Raw genomic sequence first — 22,689 nt, 5'->3', positions numbered from 1 at the left:
CTACGCAAACTTTGCGAGGCCGCAAAGGCTTGCATAGCAACGGGTGTCCCGTGAGACAGACGTCTGTCTGCCTGTCAACACATCGCCTCAGTCGAGAGACTTGCTGCTGCGCAGGGTCTTCTTCTCGGACGTGCGCTTCTTGCCCTCCAGCCGCCGTCGCTTCGAGCCCGCGCTGGGCTTGGTGGCGCGGCGCACCTTGGGGACGAAGGTGAGGGCCTTGAGTCCCTCGCGGAGCCGGTCGAGCGCGACGCCCTTGTTCTGCACCTGGCTGCGACGCTCGGTGGCGGTGACGGACAGCTCCGTGGGCGGGTGCGTGAGGCGCACGCCGCTGGCGGTGGTGTTGCGGTGCTGACCGCCCGGGCCCGAGGCGATGAAGTACTCCACCTCGCACGCCTTCAGCAGCGCCTCGTCATCCAGGGCGAGGGCAGCGTGCGCGGCGTGTCGGCGTGCGGGGGAGGTGCTCATGGCGCCTCTCAACCTAGCCCTCGCGGGCGGCGTCGTGCACCGCTGTCGTGCGGCCCTTGTGACGAGGGGCGCTCCCGCCCTCCCGCCCGGTGGGCCACCGGGCGGGCTGAGGCCTCTCAAGTAGAGAGGATTGGTTCTCATTATGATATGGACCTGAATGACCCAGGGAGCATGTTTCAAGTGATTCCAGTGGTTTGAGTCGTGGCCCGGCGGTTGCTCTAGGTGGGGCAGACACGCTGGACACAGGAGAGACGAACATGGCCATCCAGACCTGGAACCTCGACACCACCCACTCCACCCTCGGCTTCACGGTGCGCCACATGGTGGTGGCGAAGGTGCACGGCCGCTTCGCCCGCTTCGAGGGGAAGGTGGTGCTGGACGGCGAGGACCTCACGCGCGGCGCGGTGGAGGTGAAGATTGAAGCGGCGAGCCTCGACACCGGCGTGGAGCAGCGTGACAACCACCTGCGCTCGCCGGACTTCTTCGACGTGGCGGCCTTCCCCAAGCTCATCTTCCGCAGCAGGAAGGTGTCGGTGGCGGGGAAGAATCGCTACCACGTGACGGGGGACCTCACCCTCCGCGACGTGACGCGCGAGGTGGTGCTGGACGCGGAGTTGCTGGGCCGGCTGAAGGACCCGTGGGGCAACGAGCGCCTCGCCTTCCAGGCCTCGACGAGCATCGACCGGAAGGACTTCGGGCTGGTGTGGAACCAGGCGATGGAGACGGGCGGCCTGCTCGTGGGCGAGCGCGTGGACATCTCCATCGACGTGCAGGCGGTGGCGGTGCCCGCGGCGGAGAAGGCGGCGTGAGCGGCGGCGGGGCGGGGCGCCTGCTCAGCCGGCGTCAGGTGGCTGGCGGGCTGGTGGCCGGCGCGTCGGGGCTCGCGGGTGGCGCGCTGCTGTCGTCCCCCGCAACGCGCGAGGCCCCTGCTGCATCCAAGTTGCAACAAAGAAAGGAAGAGAGGCAGGCCATGATCTACGTTCGCTCGGGTGAAGAGCGGGGCCATGCCAACCACGGTTGGCTGGACACACACCACACCTTCTCGTTCGCGGACTACCACGACCCCGACTTCATGGGGTTCCGCTCGCTGCGGGTCATCAACGAGGACACCGTGGCGCCGCAGCGCGGGTTCGGCATGCACCCGCACCGGGACATGGAAATCATCACCTACGTCCTGAGCGGCGCGGTGGAGCACCGCGACAGCATGGGCACCCACGCGGTCATCAAGGCGGGTGAGGTGCAGCGCATGACGGCGGGCACGGGTGTGCTGCACAGCGAGAAGAACAGCTTCGACCAGCCGCTGCACCTGCTGCAGATATGGCTCTTCCCGAAGGAGCAGGGGCTGAAGCCCGGCTACGAGCAGAAGGCGTTCGACGAGAAGGAGCGGCAGGGCCGCTTCCGGGTGGTGGCGTCGCCGGACGGGCGTGACGGCTCGCTGACGGTGCACCAGGACGTGGTGCTGCACGGCACGTTGCTGGGGCAGGGGGAGCAGGCCGAGTACGCGCTGGCACCGGGCCGGCATGCCTGGGTGCAGGTGGCGAGGGGCTCGGGCACGCTGAATGGCGTGAAGGTGAAGGCCGGCGACGGGGTGGCCGTCTCCGCCGAGGAGCGGCTGGTGCTCGCCGCCGAGGAGCCCATCGAGGCGCTCCTGTTCGACCTGGCCTGAGCAGGGCCGGAAACGCCGCGGGGCCTGGGCCGGGTGGGGTGCTTCCCCTCCGGCGCCTGGCCCCGTGTCGTGCGGGGCTCCGGTGGAGCGCGAAGGCGACGCGCTTCCGTGTGGGGCCGCGCTAGCGCACGTTGATGGTGAGGCCGGTGGTGGCCCTCCGTCCGTCCTCGGTGGTGGCGACGACGGTGGTGGGCACGGGGACGCGCGTGGTGGCGCGGTCCGTGGCGACGAGGAACAGCTGGGCGGTGGTGCCCGCGGGGACGGTGGTGGGCGCCGCGAAGACGCGGGACGTGGGGGACTCGAGCGTCAGCGTCACCACGCCGGTGAAGCCCTCCGCGCGCGTCACCGCCACCGTCACCTGCTGACTCTGGCCCGCGAAGAGGTTCACCTGGCGGGGCTCGACGGAGATGGAGAAGTCCGGCTGTGCGGCGGGAGTTGCGAGGAGGACGACGAAGAAGGTGGCGCCCGCCGCGCGGTCATTGGCCTCGTCCGTCGCCAGCAATTGCGTCCGGTAGAGGCCGGCCTCCGCCGTGGTCGTCGCGGCCACCGCGAGCGTGGGCGTGGCGGTGATGCTGTCCTCGCCCGCGGGCAGGATGACGTCGGGCGAGAGGGTGACGCCTTCTGGCTCGTTCTCCAGGCTGAGGCGGACTTCCCCCGGCGTATCGCTGACGCGGCTGAGGGTTATCTCCACGGGGGTGGACTCGCCGGGCGTGAGGCTGACAGCGTCGATGACGTCGACCTGCACGCTGTAGAAGGGCGTGTCGCTCGTGCACGCGGCGGCGAGCAGGCAGCCCAGGAGGAGGAAGCTCCGGCGGAGGACGGGCATCGGGTTCAAGGGGCTCATGGAGGGCCCAGCATCCGTCCGTCCCGCCGTGCGGGCAAGGCGCCCTGGGGTGGGCGTGCTCAGCGGAACATCGCCATGGCCACTTCGTACGTGCTCACGTGTGCGTCGAGGGTGGCGGAGAGCGGCTTCGCATACCCGCCGCCGAGGGTGAGCACCGCGGGCAGGCCCCGGTGACGGGCGGCCTCCAGGACGATGCGGTCCCGCTCGCGCAGGCCGGCGTGGGTGAGGGAGAGCCGGCCGAGGGCATCCTCGGCGAGCGGGTCCACGCCGGCCTGGAAGAAGAGGATGTCGGCGCCGGCGGTCTCCAGCACCTCGGGCAGGTGGAGGGCGAGCGTGTCGAGGTAGTCGCGGTCCCCGGTGCCGTCGGACAGGCCCACGTCGCGGGAGGAGGGCTGCTTGCGGAAGGGGAAGTTGTGCTCGCCGTGCATGGAGAAGGTGAAGACGGAGTCATCGCCCGCGAAGATGGCGGCGGTGCCGTTGCCCTGGTGCACGTCGAGGTCGACGACGACGGCGCGGCGGATGGCGTGGCGGGCCTGGAGGGCGCGGATGGCGACGGCGATGTCGTTGAAGACACAGAAGCCCTCCCCATGGTCGGGGAAGCCGTGGTGGGTGCCTCCGGCGAGGTTGCCGGCGATGCCGTCGCGCAAGGCTGCGCGGGCGGCGTCGAGGGTGCCGGACACGGCGGCGCACGAGCGCGCGACCAGGGCAGGAGACCAGGGGAAGCCCAGCCGGCGGAGCTCGGCGTCGGTGAGGGTGCCCTGGAAGAAGGCGTCGAGGTAGCGGGGCGTGTGGACGCGCTCCAGGTCCTCGCGGGAGCAGGGGGCGGACTCGGTGAGCGAGCCGGGTGGGAGGATGCCGCGGTCGAGGAGGGCCTCGCGCAGCAGGCGGTACTTCTCCATGGGGAAGCGGTGCCCGGGAGGCAGGGGCACCTCGTAGGTGTCGGAGTAGAAGACGCGCATGGGGCAGGGAGGTCAGACCTCCTTGAAGCTTGTGCCAGTGACGCCCGCGCGCTCCAGGGCCTGCTTGAGGTCCTCGGAGACGATGAGGGCGACCGTCCAGCCCCAGGGGCGGAAGACTCGGGCGTTTCCTACTTTCGTGGGGTCGATGCGCATGCCGGAGACGGAGAAGTACGTACCAACTTTCTCCGGGAGCCCGTCCTCCTCGGTCCAGTACTGCACCTCGGCGGATGCTTCGTCGTCGATGCATCGCCTGGAGTGGACGGCGTTCAGGATGAAGTGCTGTTCGGGCTGCGAGTCGATATCCACGGGGATGAGTTCCACGTCGTGGGGCGCCAGGGAGATGAAGAGCGCGGCCACCCTGGCGTGAACGATGGGGATGCTGAAGGCCGCGTGCGAGAAGTCGAGCGGCCTGCCCGCATGGTCGATGGGAATCCGGACACGTTCTTTGAGCAGGGCCGGGGTGCCCACCCTGAACTGCCAGGGGTCCTGGAGTTGATGGCCTGATGAATCGAGCGGGTGGCCCAAGGTCCATCGCCCGGGCGCATAGACGTCTTCGGAAAGGTCGAAGTATCGAGCTGTCATGGCGCACTCCTCACGTCATTCTGCCCGGGTGACCCACTTGTTGAGCCTTGTATTCGGCGTGACGATCTCCTTGGCGAGTCTTCGAAGCGCCTTGGTCAACGCCGCCCGGCAGTATTCGATGGTTCCGCACCGCGTGGTTGCCTGGTCGAGGATGCTGTAGACCTCTTCGTGATATTCCTTTGGGTGAGGTCCCTTGTGCCCTGGGACGCGAACCCGGTTGGCGGGGTCGTCCAGCGACATGCCAGCGCGGTCGAAGAGTTTCTGAAGCTTCGGTGTCCACGGCCCCCCACTGTGCGTGGCGTCCTTCCACTTGTTGGTCGCGATGTGATGCTCGTGCCCTTCGCCATCCACCGGGCCTGAGGATGCGGCGCTCGCATCCCGAGCCGTTGCCGCCACGGCACCCGGGTCCAGCGCGATGGTGATGACACCTCCCGCGGCCACTTCCACCGAGACGACCTGCCCCGCTCCCGCGAGCCGGAAGCCTCCCTGCTCCGTGCCCACCAGTGCCGCCTGCGCGGAGCCGGGCAGCGTGGGGAGCTTCGCCGCCATCGTCTGTGCCGTGCTGCCCAGCGCTGCCATCGCGAGCATGACGAAGGTGCGCGCGGCGTGCTGTCCCATCACCCTGCCGTACTTCTCTCCCGCCGCTTGAACCTCCTCGAAGGTGGTGGCCGCGCGCACTTCTTCAGCCAGCACCTTCCAGCCTTGGATGAGGCTCCAGACCGTGTCCCAGCCGAGGTACGCGACGAGACCCACCGTCAGGACGGCGGCCACGCCTTTGGAGATCGGCTCGGGCAGCAGCCACAATCCGAAGTAGACGGCTCCGGTCGTCGCCAGCATGGCGATGACCGCGTCCTTGTCGGTCAGGTCTTCCAGCGCCTCGGCGGTCTCGTCCCAGACCACATCGATGGCGAGGCGGAAGGCCAGAGTGCGCTTGCCCTCCTCGTCCAGCGTGGGCCCCGCATCCAGCAGATGCAGGCAGTCACGGGGAAGTCGCTCTCGCTGGCACCAGCGCCCATAGTCACCTGCGAGCTTCCCTCGTGCCTCCTGTTCCTCGGGCACAACCTCCAGAGATTGCCGGGGGCGCCCAATCGTGACGATGCCCACCCGCTCGCTGGCGCCCGAGGAGGTCCGCGGCCACAGGGAGTCCTCGAACAGCCGCAGGGCCGCCCTTCGAGGGTTGGATGAGATGGAAACGTCGCGCCCCAGCTGCTGCAGGGCCTCTTCGAACTCCTCCTCCTCCAGCTCCACCGGCGCGCTGTCTGCGCGGGACGTGTAGACGAGTGGTTCTCCCTGTCCCGTGTGCAGTCGCAGGGTTCTCGCGGAGGTTCCACACCCGACGAGGATCACCATCAACAGCGGCGTCAAACCGCGTGGAGTCATGTCTTCCCCAGGAGCCTGGGCCTCACGCCCCAGCGATGAAGCGGGAATCAGGCGCTCTGGAAAAGCAGGTTAATCTACTCTGGCTGGAGCCGTGAGGGCCCGCGTTCCCGGAGTGGTTCTGCTCCAGAACGCCCACGAACCCCCGGCGTAGACCTTCCGGGCAGGTCGTCCGTTTACCAGTCGAACGCGCGCGCAGGACCCATCCCAAACCGCTGCTTTTCGCCCTCCCCCTGGAGAACGCCATGGACCTCAAGTCCCTGTCGCGAGCCGTGCTGTCGGCCGCGCTCGCCACCACCCTGTCCTCCGCTCCGGCCCTGGCCGAGTCCGTCGTCACCCCGAGCTCCACCAAGCCGACGAAGCCCGCGGCGGTGAAGCCCGACGCCACCGCGAAGCCCGCCCCCCCGCCGCAGCAGGTCCAGGGCAGCCAGCCGCAGGGACAGGTGGCGCCTCTGCAGGCCCAGGGCGCGCGTCCGGAAATCGAAGTGGTCTTCGTGCTCGACACCACCGGCTCCATGAGCGGGCTGCTGGAGGGGGCGAAGCGGAAGATCTACTCCATCGCCTCCCGCATCGCGCAGGGCCGGCCGACGCCGAACCTGAAGGTGGGCCTGGTGGCGTACCGCGACGTGGGCGACGACTACGTCACGAAGCGCTTCGACCTGAGCGAGGACCTGGACACCGTCTTCGCCAACCTCCGCAAGTTCCAGGCGGGTGGTGGCGGCGACGCGCCCGAGCATGTGGGCCGCGGGCTCGGCGAGGCGGTGTCGAAGCTGTCCTGGAGCAAGAACCGCGAGGTGATGAAGGTCATCTTCCTCGTGGGCGATGCGCCTCCGGCCGAGCGCAACGACGACTGGAACTTCAAGCACTGGGCGAAGCGCGCCCGGGACAAGCACATCGTGGTGAACACGGTGCGCTGCGGCGGGGACGGTGAGACGGAGGTCGCCTGGCGCCACGTGGCGAAGCTGACGGACGGCACGTTCGACAGCATCGACCAGGGGGGCGGCATGGTCGCCGTGGCGACGCCGTACGACGCCGAGCTGGCGAAGGTGAACACGGAGCTGGCGTCGAAGACGCTCTACACGGGCCGCGCCGAGGTGCAGGCGGAGAACCGCGCCCGCGCCGATGCCATGGCGAGCCTGGGCGCTGAAGCCGCGGCGGAGCGCATCAGCTACATGAAGAAGACGCGTGCCGCGAAGAAGCCGGCGGGTGCCGCCGCTCCGGCCATGGAGAGCAGCGCTCCGGAGGCGGTGGGTGGCGCGGTGGACCTGGTTTCTGCTCCGGCGGCGCTGGCCAGCGTGAAGGGTGAGGAGCTTCCGGCGGAGCTGAAGGGCCTGAGCAAGGAGGCGCAGGCCGCGAAGGTGACGCAGCTCGCCGAGGAGAAGAAGGTGCTGGAGGCGCAGGCGGCGAAGCTGGCGGCGGACCGCGACGCTTGGCTCTCCAAGAACGTGTCCGAGAAGGAGGACGCCTTCGACGCCAACGTGATGAAGGGCGTCAAGGCCCAGGCCGCGAAGCACGGCCTCACGTACTGAACCCGTCCAGCGCCGGGTCGAACCGCCGCGGTCCCGTGCACACGGGGCCGCGGTTTCACGTTCAGGCGAGCCCCACTACTCGCGCGTCACCGCGTGCAGCACCATTTCCCGCCGCCGCTCCAGCACCCGCAGGGCCATGGGCAGCACGCCCTGGTACAGCGCCACGTTCAGCCCGGCGCACAGGGCAATCATCGCCGCCGTCTGCCACGTGGGGCCTTCCTTCCCCGCCAGCCGCATGGCCCACCCGAAGGGCATGCACCCGGCGCTGGCGGCGAAGATGCCGAGCATCGACGCCGTCAGCGGCACCTTGTCCCGCCGCTTGAGGCTCGCGTGGAACTTCACCGGGAAGTACATCGACAGGAAGTTGCCCGCCGCCAGCAGCATCGGCACCACCGCCGCCACCGCCGCCATGGCGCACAGCAGGTCCACCACCGTCCCGAAGCCGAAGTACACCCGGTAGAACAGGCCCACCAGCGCCGCCATCCCGAGCCCTCCGGCGGCCTGCACCCGGTTCTTCGCCCGCAGCACGTCCGCCAGGTCCATGGGCGCCGCCAGGAATACGGCGAAGCCCTGCCCGTCATAGCCGAACGTGTTCTGCGAGAAGGTCGACGCAATCACCACCGCGCCGTAGATGCACAGGCCCCCCATCAACCACGCGTCCGCGGAGGCCCCCAGCAGGAAGACGAACAAGTCCCTCCCTGACAGCAGCTTCAACAGAATCGCCAGGATGAAGGGCACCGACGCCAGCAGCCGCGCGCGCGGGTTGCGCCACAAGTCCAACGCCTCGCGCGTCACCAACGTGGAGAAGCGCGTGCGCGTGCGCGCGAAGGGATTCGCGTCCTTCGCCACCTTCCCCTGCGAGCCCGCGCGTCCCGCCTGCCGGTGGAAGCGCATCAGCAGCGCGTACGCCACCGCCATGCCCACCGCCGCGAAGAAGCCGAGCCCCGCCGCCTCCACCAGCGCAATCCGCGTCCGCCCCCAGGCGAGCTGCCCCAGCGCGTCTCCGAAGAAGCCCGGCGGCACCCGGCCCAGCGCCACCGCCGCGTTGATGATGAGCGACATGTCCAGCGCGTCCACGCCGGCCTCGCCCATCGTCGTCAGCCACGAGGTGTCGATGGGCGGGATGAACGACGCCGCGACGAGGAACGCCAGCAGGCCCCCGCCCATGATTTGCGCGCTGTGCTTCTCGCGCAGCACGTTGATGACCGCGTACAGCGCCACCCGGCTCCACGCCGCGCACAGCAGCGCGAACAGCCCGTACAGCACCACCGCCAGCCACGGCGCCGCCAGCCGGTTCACCGACGCGTACCCCACCGCCGCCCCGGTGAGCGGCGCGTAGAACACCAGCGCGCGCGGCTCGAAGAGGCTCGCCACCGTGGAGGCGATGAGCAGCCGGTAGGGCGAAATCGGAAACGCCGCGTACCGGCTCAGCTCCGAGTGGTCATCCACGCCCGCCGACAAGAGCGGCCACGTCACCCACACCGAGAAGGTGACGAAGCACAGCAGGTTGAGGATGAAGTACGGCCACACGTTGCTCTGCGCGACGGGCGTCAGCCGCATCAGCGAGAAGAAGAACAGCCCCAGGAACAGGCCCGGCGCGCTCGATGCGAGGAACACGCCCACCGCCAGCAGCCGGCTGCGGCCCGGCCCCCGGTTGAGGCCAATGTCGAAGCGCAGTCCCCAGAGCAGCCACAGGTGCCGCAGGAAGCCGGGCACGGCGGGGCGGCTCATGCGGACTCCCGGCGCAGCGGAGCCACCAGCGGCGCGGGCGCCTCTCCGTAGAAGGACAGGCGCGCGTTGCGCGAGGACGGCACGGCGATGAGCTTCTCGAACACCGCCTCCAGCGAGGGACAGTCATACCGCTGCAGCAGCGAGCCCACCGGCCCCTGGTCCAGCATCTTCCCGCCGCGGATGATGCCCGCGTGGGTGGCCAGCCGCTCCGCGATTTCCAGCACGTGCGTCGTCAGCAGCAGCGTCACCCCGCGCCGGCTCAGCTCGCGCAGCAGCTCGCGGATGACGCCCGCCGCCAGCACGTCGATGCCCTCGAAGGGCTCGTCCAGCAGCACCAGCTCCGGCGCGTGGATCAACGCCGCGGCGATGGCCAGCCGCCGGCGCATGCCCTTGGAGTACTCCGCCACCAGAGAGCCGGCCTTGTATGTCAGCTCCGTCAGCTCCAGCAGCTCCGTGGCCCGCGCCGCGGCCTCGTCCCCGTCCAGCCCGTACATGCGCGCGCAGAAGGTGAGGTACTGCCGGCCGGTGAGCCGCTCGAAGAGGCTCAGCTCCTCCGGCACCACGCCCACGCGCCGCTTCACCTCCATGGGCTTCGCCACCGCGTCCATCCCCAGCATGCGGATGGTGCCCGCGTCGGGGCCGTACACCCCCGTCAGCAGGGCGATGCTGGTGGACTTCCCGGCCCCGTTGGGTCCGAGGAAGGCGTAGAAGGCACCGCGGGGAATCTGGAGGTCCAGGCCGTTGAGCGCGGTGAAGCCGCCGAAGCGCTTGAGCAGCCCGCGAGCGTCGACGGCCAGGTCATCAGGAGTGGGGGGCATCATGCGAAGTGCCCACCATCACACCCGAGCCCGGCCCCCGGGTACAGCCCCCATCGGACAATGGGGGGATGCCCTTCCGCCCGTCAGTGGACGAAGGCCATCTCCGGCGGGCCGGCGATCTGCTGCACCGTCATCCGCACCTTGTCCAGGTCCACCGGCTTGGAGATGTAGCCGGCGGCACCCACCAGCTCCGCCTCCCACTCGAAGCCGTAGCCGGAGATGATGATGATGGGCAGGCCTCGCGCGCGGGGCATCTTCTTCAGCGCGTCCAGCAAACCCCAACCGCTCATCACAGGCATCCGAAGGTCCAGCAGCACCGCGGAGGGCATGTCACCCTCCAGCAAGTCCAGCGCCTCGCGGCCATTGGCCGCTTGTACCGTTCGGTAGCCCATTTCCTCGAGGGCATCGCAGATGAGCGTGCGGTGGCTCGCGTCGTCGTCGACGACCAGGATGTGGGACATGGCAGGGCCTCAGGGGAGCAGCGGCTCTCGGACCGCGAAATTCTATGGGGGGCAAGATGGGAACTCCCATTCCATTCCGGAAGGGGCTCCGCGACTTTTCACCAGCCAACGCCTCGCGCACGCAGCTCTTGCTCCAGCCCGTGCCGGCCCCGCCCCGCCTTCATTCCCCGTACAGGCGGAGTGCGTTTTGACCCAGGACGCCCGCCAGCGCCTCGTCCCCCAGCTTCAGGCTGACCAGCGTCTTGAGCTCGCGGTCCCACGCGTAGGGGATGTTGGGGAAGTCCGTGCCGTAGAGGACGCGCTCGGGCCTCACCTGGAGGGCCTGGCGGGGCAGGGGGACGGGGAAGTAGCCGGCCACCGCCATGGTGGTGTCCAGCCACAGGTTGTCGTGTCGCTCGAGCAGGCGCGCGTAGGCGTCGAACTCGTCCGCGCCCAGGTGGGGAATGCACAGCTTCAGCGTGGGGTGGTCCTTCAGCACGCGCTCCACGCGCTCGGCGCCGCAGAGGGTGTACGGGTCGCAGGGGTACTGGGGGCTCGCGGGCTCCCGGCCGGCATGCATGACGAGCGGCCGTCCCGCCTTCGCGCACGCGGCATACACCTCGTGGAGCTGCGGCGCGTCCGGCGAGAAGCTCTGCACATGGCAGTGCAGCTTCACCCCGCGCAGCCCTAGCGCGAAGGCCTCCTCGAGAATCTGCGTGGCCCCCTCCTCGCCAGGCAGGACGGTGGCGAGCCCCAGCACCCGGGGCTCGGCGCGGGCGATTTCCGCCACGTACGCATTGAGGGAGCGCGCCATGCCCGGCCGGTGGGCGTAGTGGAGCGCCACCACCCGGCTCACCCCTCGTGACAGGAGGAAGGACACCACCTCGGGCGTGCGCAGCTTGTAGCGGATGGGCCAGCCGTACTCGTCGAACCAGCGCCACACCGCCTCGAAGACGCGGTCCGGGAAGAGGTGCACGTGCGCGTCCACCACGGGGGGAAGCCCCTTGGGCAGGCGGGGCCCCTCCTCGTCGCCCAGCGCGGGCATGGGCATGGAGATGCCGGAGTCACGCCACGTGGGCGAGTGGGCCAGGCACGGCTCGGGAGCGTCGGTGGGCGGTCTCACGGACCGGATGCCTACTCCTTCTTGCCGCCGCCGTCGTCCCCCCCACCATCAGTCCGCCGCAGGTACGTGTTGTGCGAATAACCCTGGCGGGCCAGGCGCTGGGACTCGATGGCGTCCGCGACCTTGGAGCACACCTGCCCGAGCATGCGCAGGGACTCCGCCAGCAGGCGCTCCGCGTGGTCCTGCGCGTCCGCGGCCTTGATGGTGGTGCGCTCTTTACGGAACAGCCCGGGCAGCTTCATCTCCCTCAATTTAAGGGACACGTCGCTGGCATGCCACCGGCCTCCGCGAGCGCCCCGGCCGTGCCGCCCCATTCCCGGGCAACCCCGGCAAGCCCGGAACGGCTGATCCGCAACCCCACCCGTGAGGCTGCTTGACTGGATTGACAGGCCGGAAAATTTACAGTTTTGAGCACACGTCGCTGGCGACACCCCCGTCTGCCCCTGAAACCGTCGTGTAAGCGACTGGATTTCGAGGCGATTGACGAATTTTCAGGAGGGGGGATGACACGAAGTTAATTCGTTCCTACATTACCAACCGTCCGATTTACGGCAGAGGAGCTGCGCATGGCTTACGACGGCGAGCTGGTGAAGATGGAGAACGGTCGCTGGGCGCGGTTCCAGCGTTGCCGGGTGTACCGTCCGGGGGTCGAGGACGCGGGCGAGACGATGCTGCTCATCGCCGTGGAGCTGGAGGAGCGCTACCAGCTCCTGCTCGACGGCGCGGCGGATTCCCTGGCCCAGTACCGCTTCCAGGGCGTGCCCGTGCAGGTGCGGCTGGACCCCGACGCGCAGGGCATCACCCTGCAGCCGGAGATGGCCGTTTCCGCACCCGCGGTGCACTAGCCCTCGCACTCCGCGTTCGCGGGGTGGACGGGAATTGACCGATTCACAACACATGGGGCCTCGCGATTCACATCGCGGGGCCCCGTGCTTTTACAGGCGCTGCCGTGGAGCGTCAGGCGCCCTCCAGCCAGCGGGTGTAGGCGCCGAAGCCATAGTCGCGCCCGAGGAAGTCCCTCACCAGGTCGGCCGCGTCCCGGGAGCCGCCCGGCCCCAGCACGGCGTCCCGGTAGCGCCGCGCGGTGGCGGGGTCCATCAGCCCGTGTTGCTGGAAGGGCGTGAGGAGGTCTCTCGCGATGACGAGAGACCAGAGGTACGCGTAGTAGGCGGAGGAGTAGTAGCCGTCGAGCTGGGTGAAGGAGAGGTGGGCGTAGGTGTCGCCCGTGGAGCGGAAGGGCATGTACTGCTCCTGGAGCTCCTTCACCCGCCGGGTGGTGTCCAGGCCGGCCGGGTCCAGCGTGTGGAGCTCGAGGCTGACGGCGGCGTAGAAGAGCTGCTGGCGCAGCCACAGGCCCTTCCCGAAGGCATCCGCGCGCCGCATGCGGACGATGGTGTCCTCGGGCAGCGGCTCGTCGGTGTCGACGTGCCGGGCGAAGAGGCGGAGCGACTCGGGGCGCCAGGCCCACTCCTCCAGCACCTGGGCGGGGGCCTCCACGAAGTCGCGCTCGGTGCGGGTGCCCGACAGGGCGGCCCAGCGCGAGCGGCCGCCGAGGACGTGGTGCAGCAGGTGGCCGAACTCGTGGAAGAACGTCCGCACCTCGCTGTGCTGGAGCAGGGCGGGGTGGGCGCCGGGCCGGGGGAAGTTGCACATCAGCACGGCCTCGGGGAGCGTCTTCCCGGCATGCCCGGTGGCCAAATCCCACTGCCCCGCGTGGGTGAGCTTGTCCGGGCGCGGGTGCATGTCCAGGTAGAAGCGGCCCAGCCGCTCCTTGCCCTCGTAGACGTCCCAGGCCTCCACGTCCGGGTGCCACACCGGCGCGTCCGTCACGCGGCGGTAGGTGAGCCCGAAGAGGCGTGAGGTGATGTCCAGCAGGCCCTGCTTCACCCGGGTGTATTCGAAGTAGGGCCGCACCTCGCGGGACTCGAAGCGGTACTGCTCGGCGCGCACGCGGTCCTCCAGGAAGGCCTGCTCCCAGGGGGCCACGTCGGTGGCCCGGGGCGTGTCCCGGCGCTTGCGCTCCAGCAGCGCGGCATAGTCGTCTTGCGCGCGCCCCTCGGCGGCGGCGGACAGCCGCTCGATGAAGTCCGAGGCGGCGCGCGGCCCGCGCACCATCTTGTCCTCGGCGGTATAGGCGGCCCAGCTCGGGTAGCCCAGGAGCGTGGCCAGCGAGTGGCGCGCCTGGAGCAGCCGCGACAGCGTGTCCAGGTTGTCGGGGTAGCCCCGCCGCCGGTTGAGGCGCCACAGGGCCTCGCGGGCCTTGCTGCTGTGCGCATAGGCCATGAAGGGCAGGTAGTCCGGCGTCTCGGTGGTGATGCGCACGCGGCCGCCCGGCCCGGGCGGGTGCGCGCGCACGTAGTCCGCCGGCAGGCCCGCCAGCTCCTCCGGCGCCACGTCCACGTGCCGCACGTCCTCGTGGATGTTGCGGCCGAACTCCTGGCCCAGCCAGGTGAGCTGCTCGTGCAGCTCGCGCAGCCGCTGGCGCGTGGCCCCGTCCCGGTCCACGCCGGCGCGCTGGAAGTCGCGCAGCACCCGCGCCACCCAGCGCCGCGTGGCCGCGTCCTGGCCGTCCAGCTCCAGCGACTCCAGCGCCCCGTACACACGGTGGTCCAGGGACACGTCCGTGCGCGCTGACTCCACCTCCTGCTCACACGTGCGGCCCGCCTCGCGCAAGGCGGCGTCCGGGTGCGCGTTGGCGGCGACGCCCGCGCGCGCCACGGCGTCCTCCAGCAGCGCCATGGCGTCGTCGTACGCGGTGAGGGACTGCTCCGTGTCACGCGGCTTGGGCAGGGCCACCAGCCACTCCACGTGCGCCCGCGCCTGCTGGATGTCGTGCAGGCAGGACGCGAGGAAGCGCTCGGGAGAGAGGGTGAGGTGGCGCCCCGCGTCGGGCTCCAGCTTCGCGGACACGGAGCCCGGCCGGGGCGGCGTGGAGGCCCGGCGTTGGGAAGGCGCGGCGCACCCCGCGAGCGCGAGGGTGACGATGATGACGAGCGTGAGCTGCAAGTGCCCTCCCTGTGCAGGGTATTGGGCAACGGGTGGGGTCCAGGGCTATTTCCGCCGCGTGCTCCTCTAGAGAGGACGACGAGTGCGGTGATTCGTCGCAACAAGGCGTGGAGGGCCGGCGCTACCCGGGTCGACTCTCCGGATGTGAGAAGTTGAAGCGAGCGGGGAGGCAGCCGCTCAGGTGCTCACCTGGAAGAAGCGGACGGCGTTGTCCCGGGCGATGCGGCGGACGATGCGCTCGGAGAGGTTGGCCTTGGCGAGCAGGTTGGCCATGCGCGCCAGGCCGAGGATGTCGCCCGCGCCGTCGCCCGCGTCGGAGTTGAGCACCAGCCGCTCGCTGCCCAGCCGCCGCACCACCGCCACCGCGCGCTCGGCCTTGAGCGCCTCGGGGTGCAGCGTCAGCCCCGCCCAGTGGCCCACCTCGAGGATGGTGCGCACCGTGCGCGCGTTGGCGTGGTCCACCAGCACGCGCGAGGCCAGCACGCCGGACTGGCGCAGCAGCGTGAGGATGCGCCGCGTGTGGCGCTCCTTGTCCTCGGTGGGCGTGTGCACCACCACCCGCAGCTTGAGGCTCCGCGCCAGCGCGAGCTGCTCCAGGAAGGCCTCTTCCTCCTCCTCGCCGCCCGCGTGCAGCCCCGTCTCGCCCAGCGCCACCACGCGGCCGCCCTGGAAGTAGTCGGGCAGGGCGGACAGCACCTCGGACAGGCCGCGCCGGGGGATGCAGCGCGGGTGCACGCCCAGCGCCGCGTAGGCGCGGATGCCCACCCGCTCCAGCCGGGGGAGCTGCCGCTCCACCAGGTCATCGAAGTGGCGCAGCAGCGCCTTGGACGTGGGCTCCGGGAAGTGGTGGGCCACCACGAGCGCCCGCTCCACCCCGAAGAAGCGCATGGACTCCAGGTCCTGGTCGCTCAGGCCCTCGGGGTGCAGGTGCGCATCGAAGATGGGGAGGGGCTCAGCCACCGCTCAATCCTGCCCCAGGGCCACGCCTTCGTTGCGCGGGTCGCTCGCCGAGTAGCGCAGGCCTGTCTTCGGGTCCACGAACACCGCCTCCGCGTCGCCCCACTGGACCATCTGGCGCACCTTGTGGCCCTTCGCCTCCAGCGCGGACATCGTGGCCGGCTCCAGGCCCCACCTGTCCACCCACACCTCGTCCGGCAGGTACTGGTGGTGGACGCGGCCCTCGTTCACCGCTCGCGAGATGTCCATGCCGCTGTCCACCACGTGGCTGATGACCTGGATGACGGTGGTGGGGATGGTGGAGCCTCCCGGGCTGCCCACCGCCAGCATGACGCGCTTGGGGTCCTCCTTGGAGAACACCAGCGTGGGCGACATGGAGGACTGCGGCACCTTGCCGGGCTGAATCGCGTTGGGCTCGCCGGTGACGAGGCCGTACGCGTTGGGCACGCCGGGCTGCGCCGAGAAGTCGTCCATCTCGTCGTTGAGCAGCACGCCCGTGCCCTTCGCCACCACGCAGGCGCCGAAGGTGTAGTTCACCGTCGTCGTCAGGGCCACCGTGTTGCCGTCCTTGTCGACGACGGAGATGTGCGTGGTGTTCTTCCGCTCCGGCTCCGGCGCCAGCACCGCGGGCTTGTCCGTCAGCGTGGAGCCCTGCGCGCCCGGCACGGGGGGCAGCAGCGAGGCGCTCGCGGTGGCCTTCTTCGGGTCGATGGAGCCCGCCAGGTCCGCGATATGGCCGGAGGACACCAGCCGCGCCGTGGGCACGTCCGAGAAGTCCGGGTCCCCCAGGTACTTCGCGCGGTCCACGTACGCCCGGCGCAGGGCCTCCACGTAGAGGTGCAGCGCCTCCGGCTCTCGGAACGCCAGGCCCTGCGGGCGCAGCTTCTCCAGGGCCCCGAGCACCTGGAGCACGGCCACGCCGCCCGCGCTCGGCGGGGGCATGGTGAGGACGCGGTGGCCGCGGTAGCTGCCCTCCAGCGGCTGCCGGGGGCGCGTCTTGTACGCGGCCAGGTCCTCCACCGTCAGCACGCCGCCGCCCGCCTGCACCGTGTCCGCAATCGCCTTGGCCACCCGGCCCGAATAGAAGGCCCGGGGGCCGCTCTTGGCCAGCCCCTCCAGGGTGCGCGCCAGGTCCGGCTGGCGCAGCAGGTGGCCCAGCGGCGGCAGGTCCATCACCCCCTCCGCGTTCTTCAGGAGGAACACGCGCGAGGCCTCCGCGTCCCTGCGCAGGCACTCCAGCCGGTTGCCTCCCAGCGAGTGGTAGCGCGGCGTCACCCAGAAGCCCTTGCGTGCCGCCGCAATGGCCGGCGCCAGCACCACCGAGGGCGACAGCTTCCCGTGCTCCTTGAGCAATTGCAGGTAGCCCGCCACCGCGCCCGGCACCGCCACCGCCAGCGCGCCGTCCGTGGACAGGCCCGGCACCACCTTGCCGTCCTTCAAATACATGTCGCGCGTGGCCGCCTTGGGCGCCACCTCGCGGAAGTCGAGCACCTTCGTCTCGCCGCTCTTGCCGTCGTGCACCAGCGCGAAGCCGCCGCCGCCGATGCCCGAGTGGTAGGGCCCCACCACCGCCGCGACGAAGGCCGCCGCCACCGCCGCGTCCGTCGCGTTGCCGCCCTTCTCCAGCATCTGCAGCGCCGCGGCGCTCGCCTGCGGATAGGCCGTGGCCACCGCCCCGCCCCGGTAAGGCCGCGCCGCCTGCGCCACGCACGCCAGCAGCAGCACCGCCATCGCCAGCCACCGCGCGCCCAGGCGCGAGGCTTCACTCCTGAAGCTCGTGTCCTTCACCGGTCCTGCCTCCTTTGTGGCGCGGGAGCATCCCTGTCTGGCCTTCGTTCTGGGTGGTGTGTTACCCAGGGGACAGAAACCCACCCTTTGGGGTCGGGACTCCGGAGCGCCTGACGGACTACAGGACTCCCGGTATGCACGAATCAGCCTCTCAGAACCAGGATTTCAGCGGGACAGCATTTTTCCTCTTGGATTGTTCCTTGAGTGCGTGCATCCTTCGGTCATCATGAGCCGTCATCGGGGGAGCAAATGAGCACGTCTGCCACGCCCGAGAAAAAGACACCGACCGGGTCCCTCCCACCACCCTCGGTAGGGGTGACGGTCTTCCTGAAGCCCTGCTTCGGCATCTCCGTCCAGAGCAACGCCCTGAGTGTGGCGGTCAGCGCCCGCCCACCGCCGCCGGTGGACACCCAGGAGCGATCCTCGCCTGGTGCGGTTGACGACTCGATTCCCTGTCCCTAATTCTCCGCCGCATGACAGCTTTGGCGGCGGTGGTGCTGTGCGCGGGCAAGGGCACGCGGATGAAGTCGGAGAAGGCGAAGGTCCTTCACCCCATCCTGGGCAGGCCCATCTGCACGTATCCCCTCAATCGGGCCCTCGAGCTGGGGGCCTCCACCGTGGTGCCGGTGGTGGGACATCAGGCGGAGGCGGTGGAGAAAACCCTCCGCGCCCACTTCCCGGACGCGCCGCTGAGCTTCGCGCTCCAGAAGGAGCAGCGCGGCACGGCGGACGCGGTGCGCTCGGCGGAGGAGTCCCTGAAGGGGTACTCCGGCCGCGTCCTCATCCTCTATGGCGACGTGCCGCTCCTGCGCCGCGAGACGCTGCAGGCGCTGCTCGCCGCGCATGACCAGGCGGGCGGGCCGCTGGCGCTCGTGTCCACCGTGCTGGAGGACCCCACGGGCTACGGCCGCGTCATCCGCGAGGGTGGCAAGGTGGCGCGAATCGTGGAGCACAAGGACTGCACCCCGGAGCAGCGCCTGGTGCGCGAGTGCAACGCGGGCATCTACTCCGTCGACGCGGCCTTCCTCTGGAAGGCGCTGGCCGAAATCAAGCCGCAGAACGCGCAGGGCGAGTACTACCTCACGGACCTGGTGGAGATGGCCGCGAAGCTGGGCCCGCCAGGCTCGGTGGAGGCGGACGCCACCGAGACGGCCGGAGTGAATGACAAGGTGGAGCTGGCGGCGCGGGCCCGGGTGCTCCAGCAGCGCATCAACGAGGCCCACATGCGCGCCGGAGTCTCCATCCAGGACCCGGCCACCGCCTACATCGAAGAAGGCATCGTCATCGGCACCGACACCGAGGTGGGCCCCATGGTGACGCTCTCGGCGGGCACCATCATCGGCAAGGGCGTCACCATCGGTCAGGGCAGCGTCATCAGCGCCTCCACCGTGGCGGACGGCACCGTCATCAAGCCCTACTCCGTGCTGGAGGAGGCGAAGGTGGGCGAGCGGAACGTCATCGGCCCGTTTGCCCGCCTGCGTCCGGGAACGGAGCTGGCAGAGGATGTGCATCTGGGCAACTTCGTGGAAACGAAGAAGGCGCAGATCGGCAAGGGCTCCAAGGCCAACCACCTGACGTACCTCGGGGACGCGAAGATTGGCGCCGGGTGCAACGTCGGGGCGGGCACCATCACCTGTAACTATGACGGGGTGAACAAGCACCTGACTGAACTGGGCGACGGCGTCTTCATCGGCTCCGACACCCAGCTCGTCGCCCCGGTGCAGGTGGGGGACGGCGCGTATGTCGGCGCGGGCACCACCGTGACGAAAAATGTGCCTCCTGGAAGCCTCGCCGTGTCACGGGCGCCGCAGGTCACCAAGGAGGGCTGGGTGGCCGCGAAGAAGGCGCGCAGAGCGTCGAAGGCCCAGACGGGCTGATCGGCGCGGCTCTTGCTTGGGGGGCAGGCAGAGAACTGCCCTCGTCAGTTGTAGGGGAATGGCCCGGATTGCTCTGGCGGGCGTGGGCGTGAGAGAGAGGTCGGATATGTGCGGAATCGTTGGTTATGTCGGCGACAAGGAATCGGCTCCCATCCTGGTGTCGGGGCTGAAGCGGCTCGAGTACCGCGGCTATGACTCGGCGGGTGTGGCGGTGGTGAACCGCAACCAGCTCAACGTCGTGCGCGCCACGGGCAAGCTGCGCAACCTGGAGTCCCGGGTGGTGGCGGACCAGCCCGCTGGGAACATCGGCATTGGCCACACGCGCTGGGCCACGCACGGGCGTCCCTCGGACGAGAACGCGCATCCGCACACGTACAAGAACGTGGCGGTGGTGCACAACGGCATCATCGAGAACCACCTCGCGCTGAAGGAGCAGCTGCGCGCCAGGGGGCACGTCTTCTCCTCGGAGACGGACTCGGAGGTGTTCGCGCACCTCATCTCGGACGAGCTGGAGCGTGGCGTGGACCTGCCGGACGCCGTGCGCGCCGCCATCGCCCAGGTGCGGGGCACCTACGCGCTGGCCGTCCTCACTTCCAGTGACCCCAACCGCATCGTCTGCACCAAGGACGCCTCGCCCATGGTGCTGGGCCTGGGCCAGGGTCAGAACTTCGTGGCCAGCGACGTGCCCGCGCTGCTCGAGCACACCCGCGACTTCGTCTACATGGAGGAGGGTGACCTCGCCGTCATCACCGCCGCGAAGATCGACATCTTCGCCCGCAACGGCCAGCTGGTGAACCGGCCCACGCGCCGCATCGACTGGACGCCGATGATGGCGGAGAAGGGCGGCCACAAGCACTTCATGCACAAGGAGATCTGGGAGCAGCCTCGCGCCATCGGCGACACGCTGCGCGGCCGGATGCTCCTCTCCGAGGGCGACGTCCACTTCGAGGGCTGGAACCTGTCCCCGGAGAAGGTCCGCTCGCTGACCAAGATTACCATCCTGGCCTGCGGCACCTCGTGGCACTCCGGCATCGCCGGCAAGCACATGATTGAGTCGCTGGCGCGCCTGCCCGTCGAAGTCGAGCTGGCGAGCGAGTTCCGCTACCGCGACCCGATTGTCGACAGCTCGCACCTGGCCATCGCCATCAGCCAGTCCGGCGAGACGGCGGACACGCTGGCGGCCTTCAAGGAGGCCAAGGCGCGCGGCGCCACGGCGATGTCCATCTGCAACGTCATCGGCAGCGCGATGACTCGCGAGGCCGAGTTCTCGGTGCTCACCAACGCGGGCCCGGAGATTGGCGTCGCGTCCACCAAGGCGTTCACCACGCAGCTGGTCGCCCTGTACCTGCTGGCGGTGAAGCTGGGCCGGATGCGCGGCACCCTCACGGTGCAGGCGGCGCAGGAGCACCTGACGCACCTGACCGAGATTCCGAAGATGATTGAGGACGTCCTCAAGTGCGAGCCGCAGGTGAAGCGCGTCGCGCGTGAGTTCATGAACGCCCAGGACTTCCTCTTCCTCGGCCGCGGCCCCATGCACCCGGTGGCGCTGGAGGGTGCGCTCAAGCTGAAGGAAATCTCGTACATCCACGCGGAGGGCTACGCGGGCGGCGAGATGAAGCACGGCCCCATCGCCCTCATCGACGAGAAGATGCCGGTGGTGGTGATTGCGCCGAAGCAGCCGCACGTCGCCTACGAGAAGATCATCGGCAACATCGAGGAGGTCCGCGCGCGCGGCGGCAAGGTCATCGCCGTCATCGACGAGGACGACGCGCATGTCGCCAGCCTGGCCGACCACGTCATCCGGATTCCTCCCGCCTGCGCGCTGCTGGCGCCGGTGGTGGCCACGATTCCGCTGCAGCTCCTCGCCTACCATGTGGCGGAGATGCGCGGGAATGACGTGGACCAGCCGCGCAACCTCGCCAAGAGCGTGACGGTGGAGTAGCCGGACGCCTTCCGCGCTGGACGCGGGAGACACGCCTGGAGCCCGGGTTCCCCTGCATGGGGACCCGGGCTTCTTCGTTTCAGCCGATGAGGCCCAGCACGTCCGCCAGCCAGTGCCGCACGTCCACGCGGGTGGGGTCCTCGCCCGTGTCCAGGGACCAGGTGAGGAGCGCGCCGGCCAGCTCGCCCGAGGTGCGGTAGCGGTGGGCCACGTCGGGCGCCAGGGCCTTGCGAAGGATGGCGGCCAGCGTCCGGTCCATCGTGAAGGGCAGGTGGAGGCGCGCCGCGCGGATGGCCGCCATCACCACGTGCGCGTCCGTCGACTCGGGCTGGAAGGGGTGCGCGCCCACCAGCAGCTCATGGAGGACGATGCCTACGGCGAAGACGTCCGAGGCGGGAGTGAGCGGCTCGCCGCGCGTCTGCTCCGGGGAGAGGTAGTGCAGCTTGCCCGCGGCCACGCCGTCCGCCGGGCCGATGTCCGCGCCTTGCGCCTTGGCCACGCCGAAGTCGCCGAGCTTCACGTCGCCGTCGCCGGAGAAGAAGACGTTGGCGGGGTTGACGTCGCCGTGCACCAGCCCGAGCGGCCGGCCGCTGCGCGTGCGCGCCTGGTGGAAGTAGGCCAGCCCGCGCAGCACCTCGAGGCAGATGTGCACGGCCATGCCCGGCGGGAAGGGACGGCGCTGCTGGCGCAGCGCGCGCATCAGCCCGCCCAGGTCGCCGCCCACCAGCAGCTCCATGGCGATGAAGGGCCGCCCGAAGGCCTCGCCCACCTCCAGGCGCTGCACGAGGTTGGGGTGCTCCAGCAGCCCCATCAGGTCCGCCTCGTCGGCGAAGGCCTCCGCCGGCACGTCCTTGCGCATCAGCTTGAGCGCCACGCTGAAGGGCTCGCCGCGCATGTCCACCGCGTCCGCGAGGAACACCTCGGCCATGCCGCCCGAGCCCAGGCGCGTGCGCAGCAGGTAGTGGCCGAAGCGACGAGAGGGAACCTCGACGGGGCGGGGGACCGCGACGAGCATGAGCGCAGTGTACCGCGCGGGCGCCTCGCGTCACCCGCGCCACCCCCATGAAGTGCAGGCCCGAAGAGGGTTTTGCTGCTGGCGCGCGCAACCCGGTTACAGGATTCCGGCCGGCGTGGAAGGTGCCGGCCGTAGGTGTGCAACCCGGTTACAGGAACCCGACCGGCCTGGAAGGTGCCGTGGGCAGAGGGGGGCCTGGAATCAGCGGGCTCGGCTTCAGTCGTCCTGATTGAGCTCCAGCAGCAGCTCCAGGTCCTCGGTCGCGTCCAGGCTCTCCAGCAGCTCCAGGTTCTCCACCACCTCGCGGTCCTCGTCGGACAGAGAGGCCCGGGGGCGCGGGGTGTCTCGCGGGGACGGAGGCTCGGCGGGGACGGCGGGAGGCGGTGGCGGTGGCGGCGGAGGTGACTCCTGCGCGGCGGCGGGGAGCGCGGCCAGCATCATCAGGCCGAGGAGGAGGAGCCTCGCGGTGCGCCTTGCTTGCACCGCAACTTGCGTGGGGCCGTGCACGAGAGTGCTCGCGGCACGGCGCACCGCCCCTCGCGCGGCGCCACACGGGAGGAAGCTCATGGC

The 22,689-nt window shown here is 70.0% G+C and carries 21 protein-coding genes; 6 read left to right on the top strand and 15 right to left on the bottom strand.

Features of this window, described 5'->3' with window-relative positions; genetic code table 11:
• Positions 1 to 87: 87 nt before the first annotated feature.
• Positions 88 to 465 carry a peptide chain release factor family protein gene (locus tag G4D85_RS02675; RefSeq protein ID WP_164007546.1) on the bottom strand — a complete coding sequence of 126 codons (378 nt, stop codon included), beginning with the start codon at positions 463 to 465 and terminating at the stop codon, positions 88 to 90.
• A 257-nt stretch (positions 466 to 722) separates the two neighbouring features.
• Between G4D85_RS02675 and G4D85_RS02670 the strand changes: the two genes are divergently transcribed.
• A complete protein-coding gene (locus G4D85_RS02670; RefSeq protein WP_164007544.1) occupies positions 723 to 1,274 on the top strand; it encodes a YceI family protein in 552 nt (183 codons plus the stop codon).
• Positions 1,275 to 1,435: 161 nt separating this feature from the next.
• Positions 1,436 to 2,131 carry a pirin family protein gene (locus tag G4D85_RS02665; protein WP_164007542.1) on the top strand — a complete coding sequence of 232 codons (696 nt, stop codon included), beginning with the start codon at positions 1,436 to 1,438 and terminating at the stop codon, positions 2,129 to 2,131.
• A 121-nt stretch (positions 2,132 to 2,252) separates the two neighbouring features.
• On the opposite strand, the gene G4D85_RS02660 is transcribed toward G4D85_RS02665, so the two are convergent.
• Genes G4D85_RS02660 through G4D85_RS02645 form a run of 4 tightly spaced genes read right to left on the bottom strand, consistent with a single transcriptional unit; the run spans position 2,253 to position 5,896 of the window.
• Positions 2,253 to 2,975 (bottom strand): hypothetical protein, encoded by a 723-nt coding sequence (locus tag G4D85_RS02660; protein ID WP_240359036.1) that lies wholly within the window; start codon positions 2,973 to 2,975, stop codon positions 2,253 to 2,255.
• A gap of 59 nt (positions 2,976 to 3,034) precedes the next feature.
• On the bottom strand, positions 3,035 to 3,934 hold the full coding sequence (locus G4D85_RS02655) for a histone deacetylase family protein (RefSeq protein WP_164007540.1): 900 nt from the start codon (positions 3,932 to 3,934) through the stop codon (positions 3,035 to 3,037).
• A 12-nt stretch (positions 3,935 to 3,946) separates the two neighbouring features.
• On the bottom strand, positions 3,947 to 4,516 hold the full coding sequence (locus G4D85_RS02650; RefSeq protein WP_164007538.1) for an imm11 family protein: 570 nt from the start codon (positions 4,514 to 4,516) through the stop codon (positions 3,947 to 3,949).
• Positions 4,517 to 4,531: 15 nt separating this feature from the next.
• Positions 4,532 to 5,896 (bottom strand): AHH domain-containing protein, encoded by a 1,365-nt coding sequence (locus tag G4D85_RS02645; protein ID WP_164007536.1) that lies wholly within the window; start codon positions 5,894 to 5,896, stop codon positions 4,532 to 4,534.
• 242 nt (positions 5,897 to 6,138) lie between these two features.
• On the opposite strand from G4D85_RS02645, the gene G4D85_RS02640 reads away from it, so the two are divergent.
• A complete protein-coding gene (locus G4D85_RS02640) occupies positions 6,139 to 7,422 on the top strand; it encodes a vWA domain-containing protein (RefSeq protein ID WP_164007534.1) in 1,284 nt (427 codons plus the stop codon).
• 75 nt (positions 7,423 to 7,497) lie between these two features.
• Here the strand turns inward: G4D85_RS02640 and G4D85_RS02635 are convergent, their stop codons facing one another.
• The 5 genes from G4D85_RS02635 to G4D85_RS02615 form a co-directional block, all read right to left on the bottom strand.
• On the bottom strand, positions 7,498 to 9,153 hold the full coding sequence (locus G4D85_RS02635; RefSeq protein WP_164007532.1) for a hypothetical protein: 1,656 nt from the start codon (positions 9,151 to 9,153) through the stop codon (positions 7,498 to 7,500).
• Positions 9,150 to 9,974 carry an ABC transporter ATP-binding protein gene (locus G4D85_RS02630; protein ID WP_205525390.1) on the bottom strand — a complete coding sequence of 275 codons (825 nt, stop codon included), beginning with the start codon at positions 9,972 to 9,974 and terminating at the stop codon, positions 9,150 to 9,152. Before G4D85_RS02630 ends, G4D85_RS02635 begins: the two co-directional genes overlap by 4 nt.
• An 80-nt stretch (positions 9,975 to 10,054) precedes the next feature.
• A complete protein-coding gene (locus G4D85_RS02625) occupies positions 10,055 to 10,432 on the bottom strand; it encodes a response regulator (RefSeq protein ID WP_163996180.1) in 378 nt (125 codons plus the stop codon).
• A 160-nt stretch (positions 10,433 to 10,592) separates the two neighbouring features.
• A complete protein-coding gene (locus G4D85_RS02620; protein WP_164009056.1) occupies positions 10,593 to 11,462 on the bottom strand; it encodes an amidohydrolase family protein in 870 nt (289 codons plus the stop codon).
• An 83-nt stretch (positions 11,463 to 11,545) separates the two neighbouring features.
• Entirely contained in the window at positions 11,546 to 11,776 is a 231-nt protein-coding gene (locus G4D85_RS02615; RefSeq protein WP_164007530.1) for a hypothetical protein, read from the bottom strand.
• 324 nt (positions 11,777 to 12,100) lie between these two features.
• Between G4D85_RS02615 and G4D85_RS02610 the strand changes: the two genes are divergently transcribed.
• Positions 12,101 to 12,379, top strand: a complete 279-nt coding sequence (locus G4D85_RS02610) for a hypothetical protein (RefSeq protein ID WP_164007528.1) — start codon at positions 12,101 to 12,103, stop codon at positions 12,377 to 12,379.
• 112 nt (positions 12,380 to 12,491) lie between these two features.
• Here G4D85_RS02610 and G4D85_RS02605 read toward each other — a convergent pair whose 3' ends face one another.
• The 3 genes from G4D85_RS02605 to ggt form a co-directional block, all read right to left on the bottom strand.
• Positions 12,492 to 14,540: a M3 family metallopeptidase gene (locus G4D85_RS02605; protein ID WP_164007526.1), complete on the bottom strand. Its 2,049-nt coding sequence runs from the start codon at positions 14,538 to 14,540 to the stop codon at positions 12,492 to 12,494.
• A 177-nt stretch (positions 14,541 to 14,717) separates the two neighbouring features.
• Positions 14,718 to 15,500: a TatD family hydrolase gene (locus G4D85_RS02600; RefSeq protein WP_164007524.1), complete on the bottom strand. Its 783-nt coding sequence runs from the start codon at positions 15,498 to 15,500 to the stop codon at positions 14,718 to 14,720.
• A gap of 3 nt (positions 15,501 to 15,503) precedes the next feature.
• On the bottom strand, positions 15,504 to 17,285 hold the full coding sequence (gene ggt, locus G4D85_RS02595) for a gamma-glutamyltransferase (protein ID WP_164007522.1): 1,782 nt from the start codon (positions 17,283 to 17,285) through the stop codon (positions 15,504 to 15,506).
• A 473-nt stretch (positions 17,286 to 17,758) separates the two neighbouring features.
• On the opposite strand from ggt, the gene glmU reads away from it, so the two are divergent.
• Both glmU and glmS read left to right on the top strand, forming a co-directional pair.
• Entirely contained in the window at positions 17,759 to 19,162 is a 1,404-nt protein-coding gene (gene glmU, locus G4D85_RS02590) for a bifunctional UDP-N-acetylglucosamine diphosphorylase/glucosamine-1-phosphate N-acetyltransferase GlmU (protein WP_164007520.1), read from the top strand.
• A gap of 106 nt (positions 19,163 to 19,268) precedes the next feature.
• Complete coding sequence (gene glmS / locus G4D85_RS02585; RefSeq protein WP_164007518.1) at positions 19,269 to 21,104, top strand: glutamine--fructose-6-phosphate transaminase (isomerizing); 1,836 nt, start codon at positions 19,269 to 19,271, stop codon at positions 21,102 to 21,104.
• A 79-nt stretch (positions 21,105 to 21,183) separates the two neighbouring features.
• Here glmS and G4D85_RS02580 read toward each other — a convergent pair whose 3' ends face one another.
• Positions 21,184 to 22,119, bottom strand: coding sequence for a serine/threonine-protein kinase (locus G4D85_RS02580; RefSeq protein ID WP_164007516.1), 936 nt, complete (start codon positions 22,117 to 22,119; stop codon positions 21,184 to 21,186).
• A 216-nt stretch (positions 22,120 to 22,335) separates the two neighbouring features.
• Positions 22,336 to 22,686: a hypothetical protein gene (locus G4D85_RS49145; protein WP_240359035.1), complete on the bottom strand. Its 351-nt coding sequence runs from the start codon at positions 22,684 to 22,686 to the stop codon at positions 22,336 to 22,338.
• Positions 22,687 to 22,689 lie beyond the last annotated feature (3 nt).

The sequence above is a fragment of the Pyxidicoccus trucidator genome (genome assembly GCF_010894435.1).
GTDB lineage: Bacteria > Myxococcota > Myxococcia > Myxococcales > Myxococcaceae > Myxococcus > Myxococcus trucidator.
The sequence above is the reverse complement of the archived record's forward strand: the minus strand, read 5'-3'. Positions and strand labels throughout refer to the sequence as shown.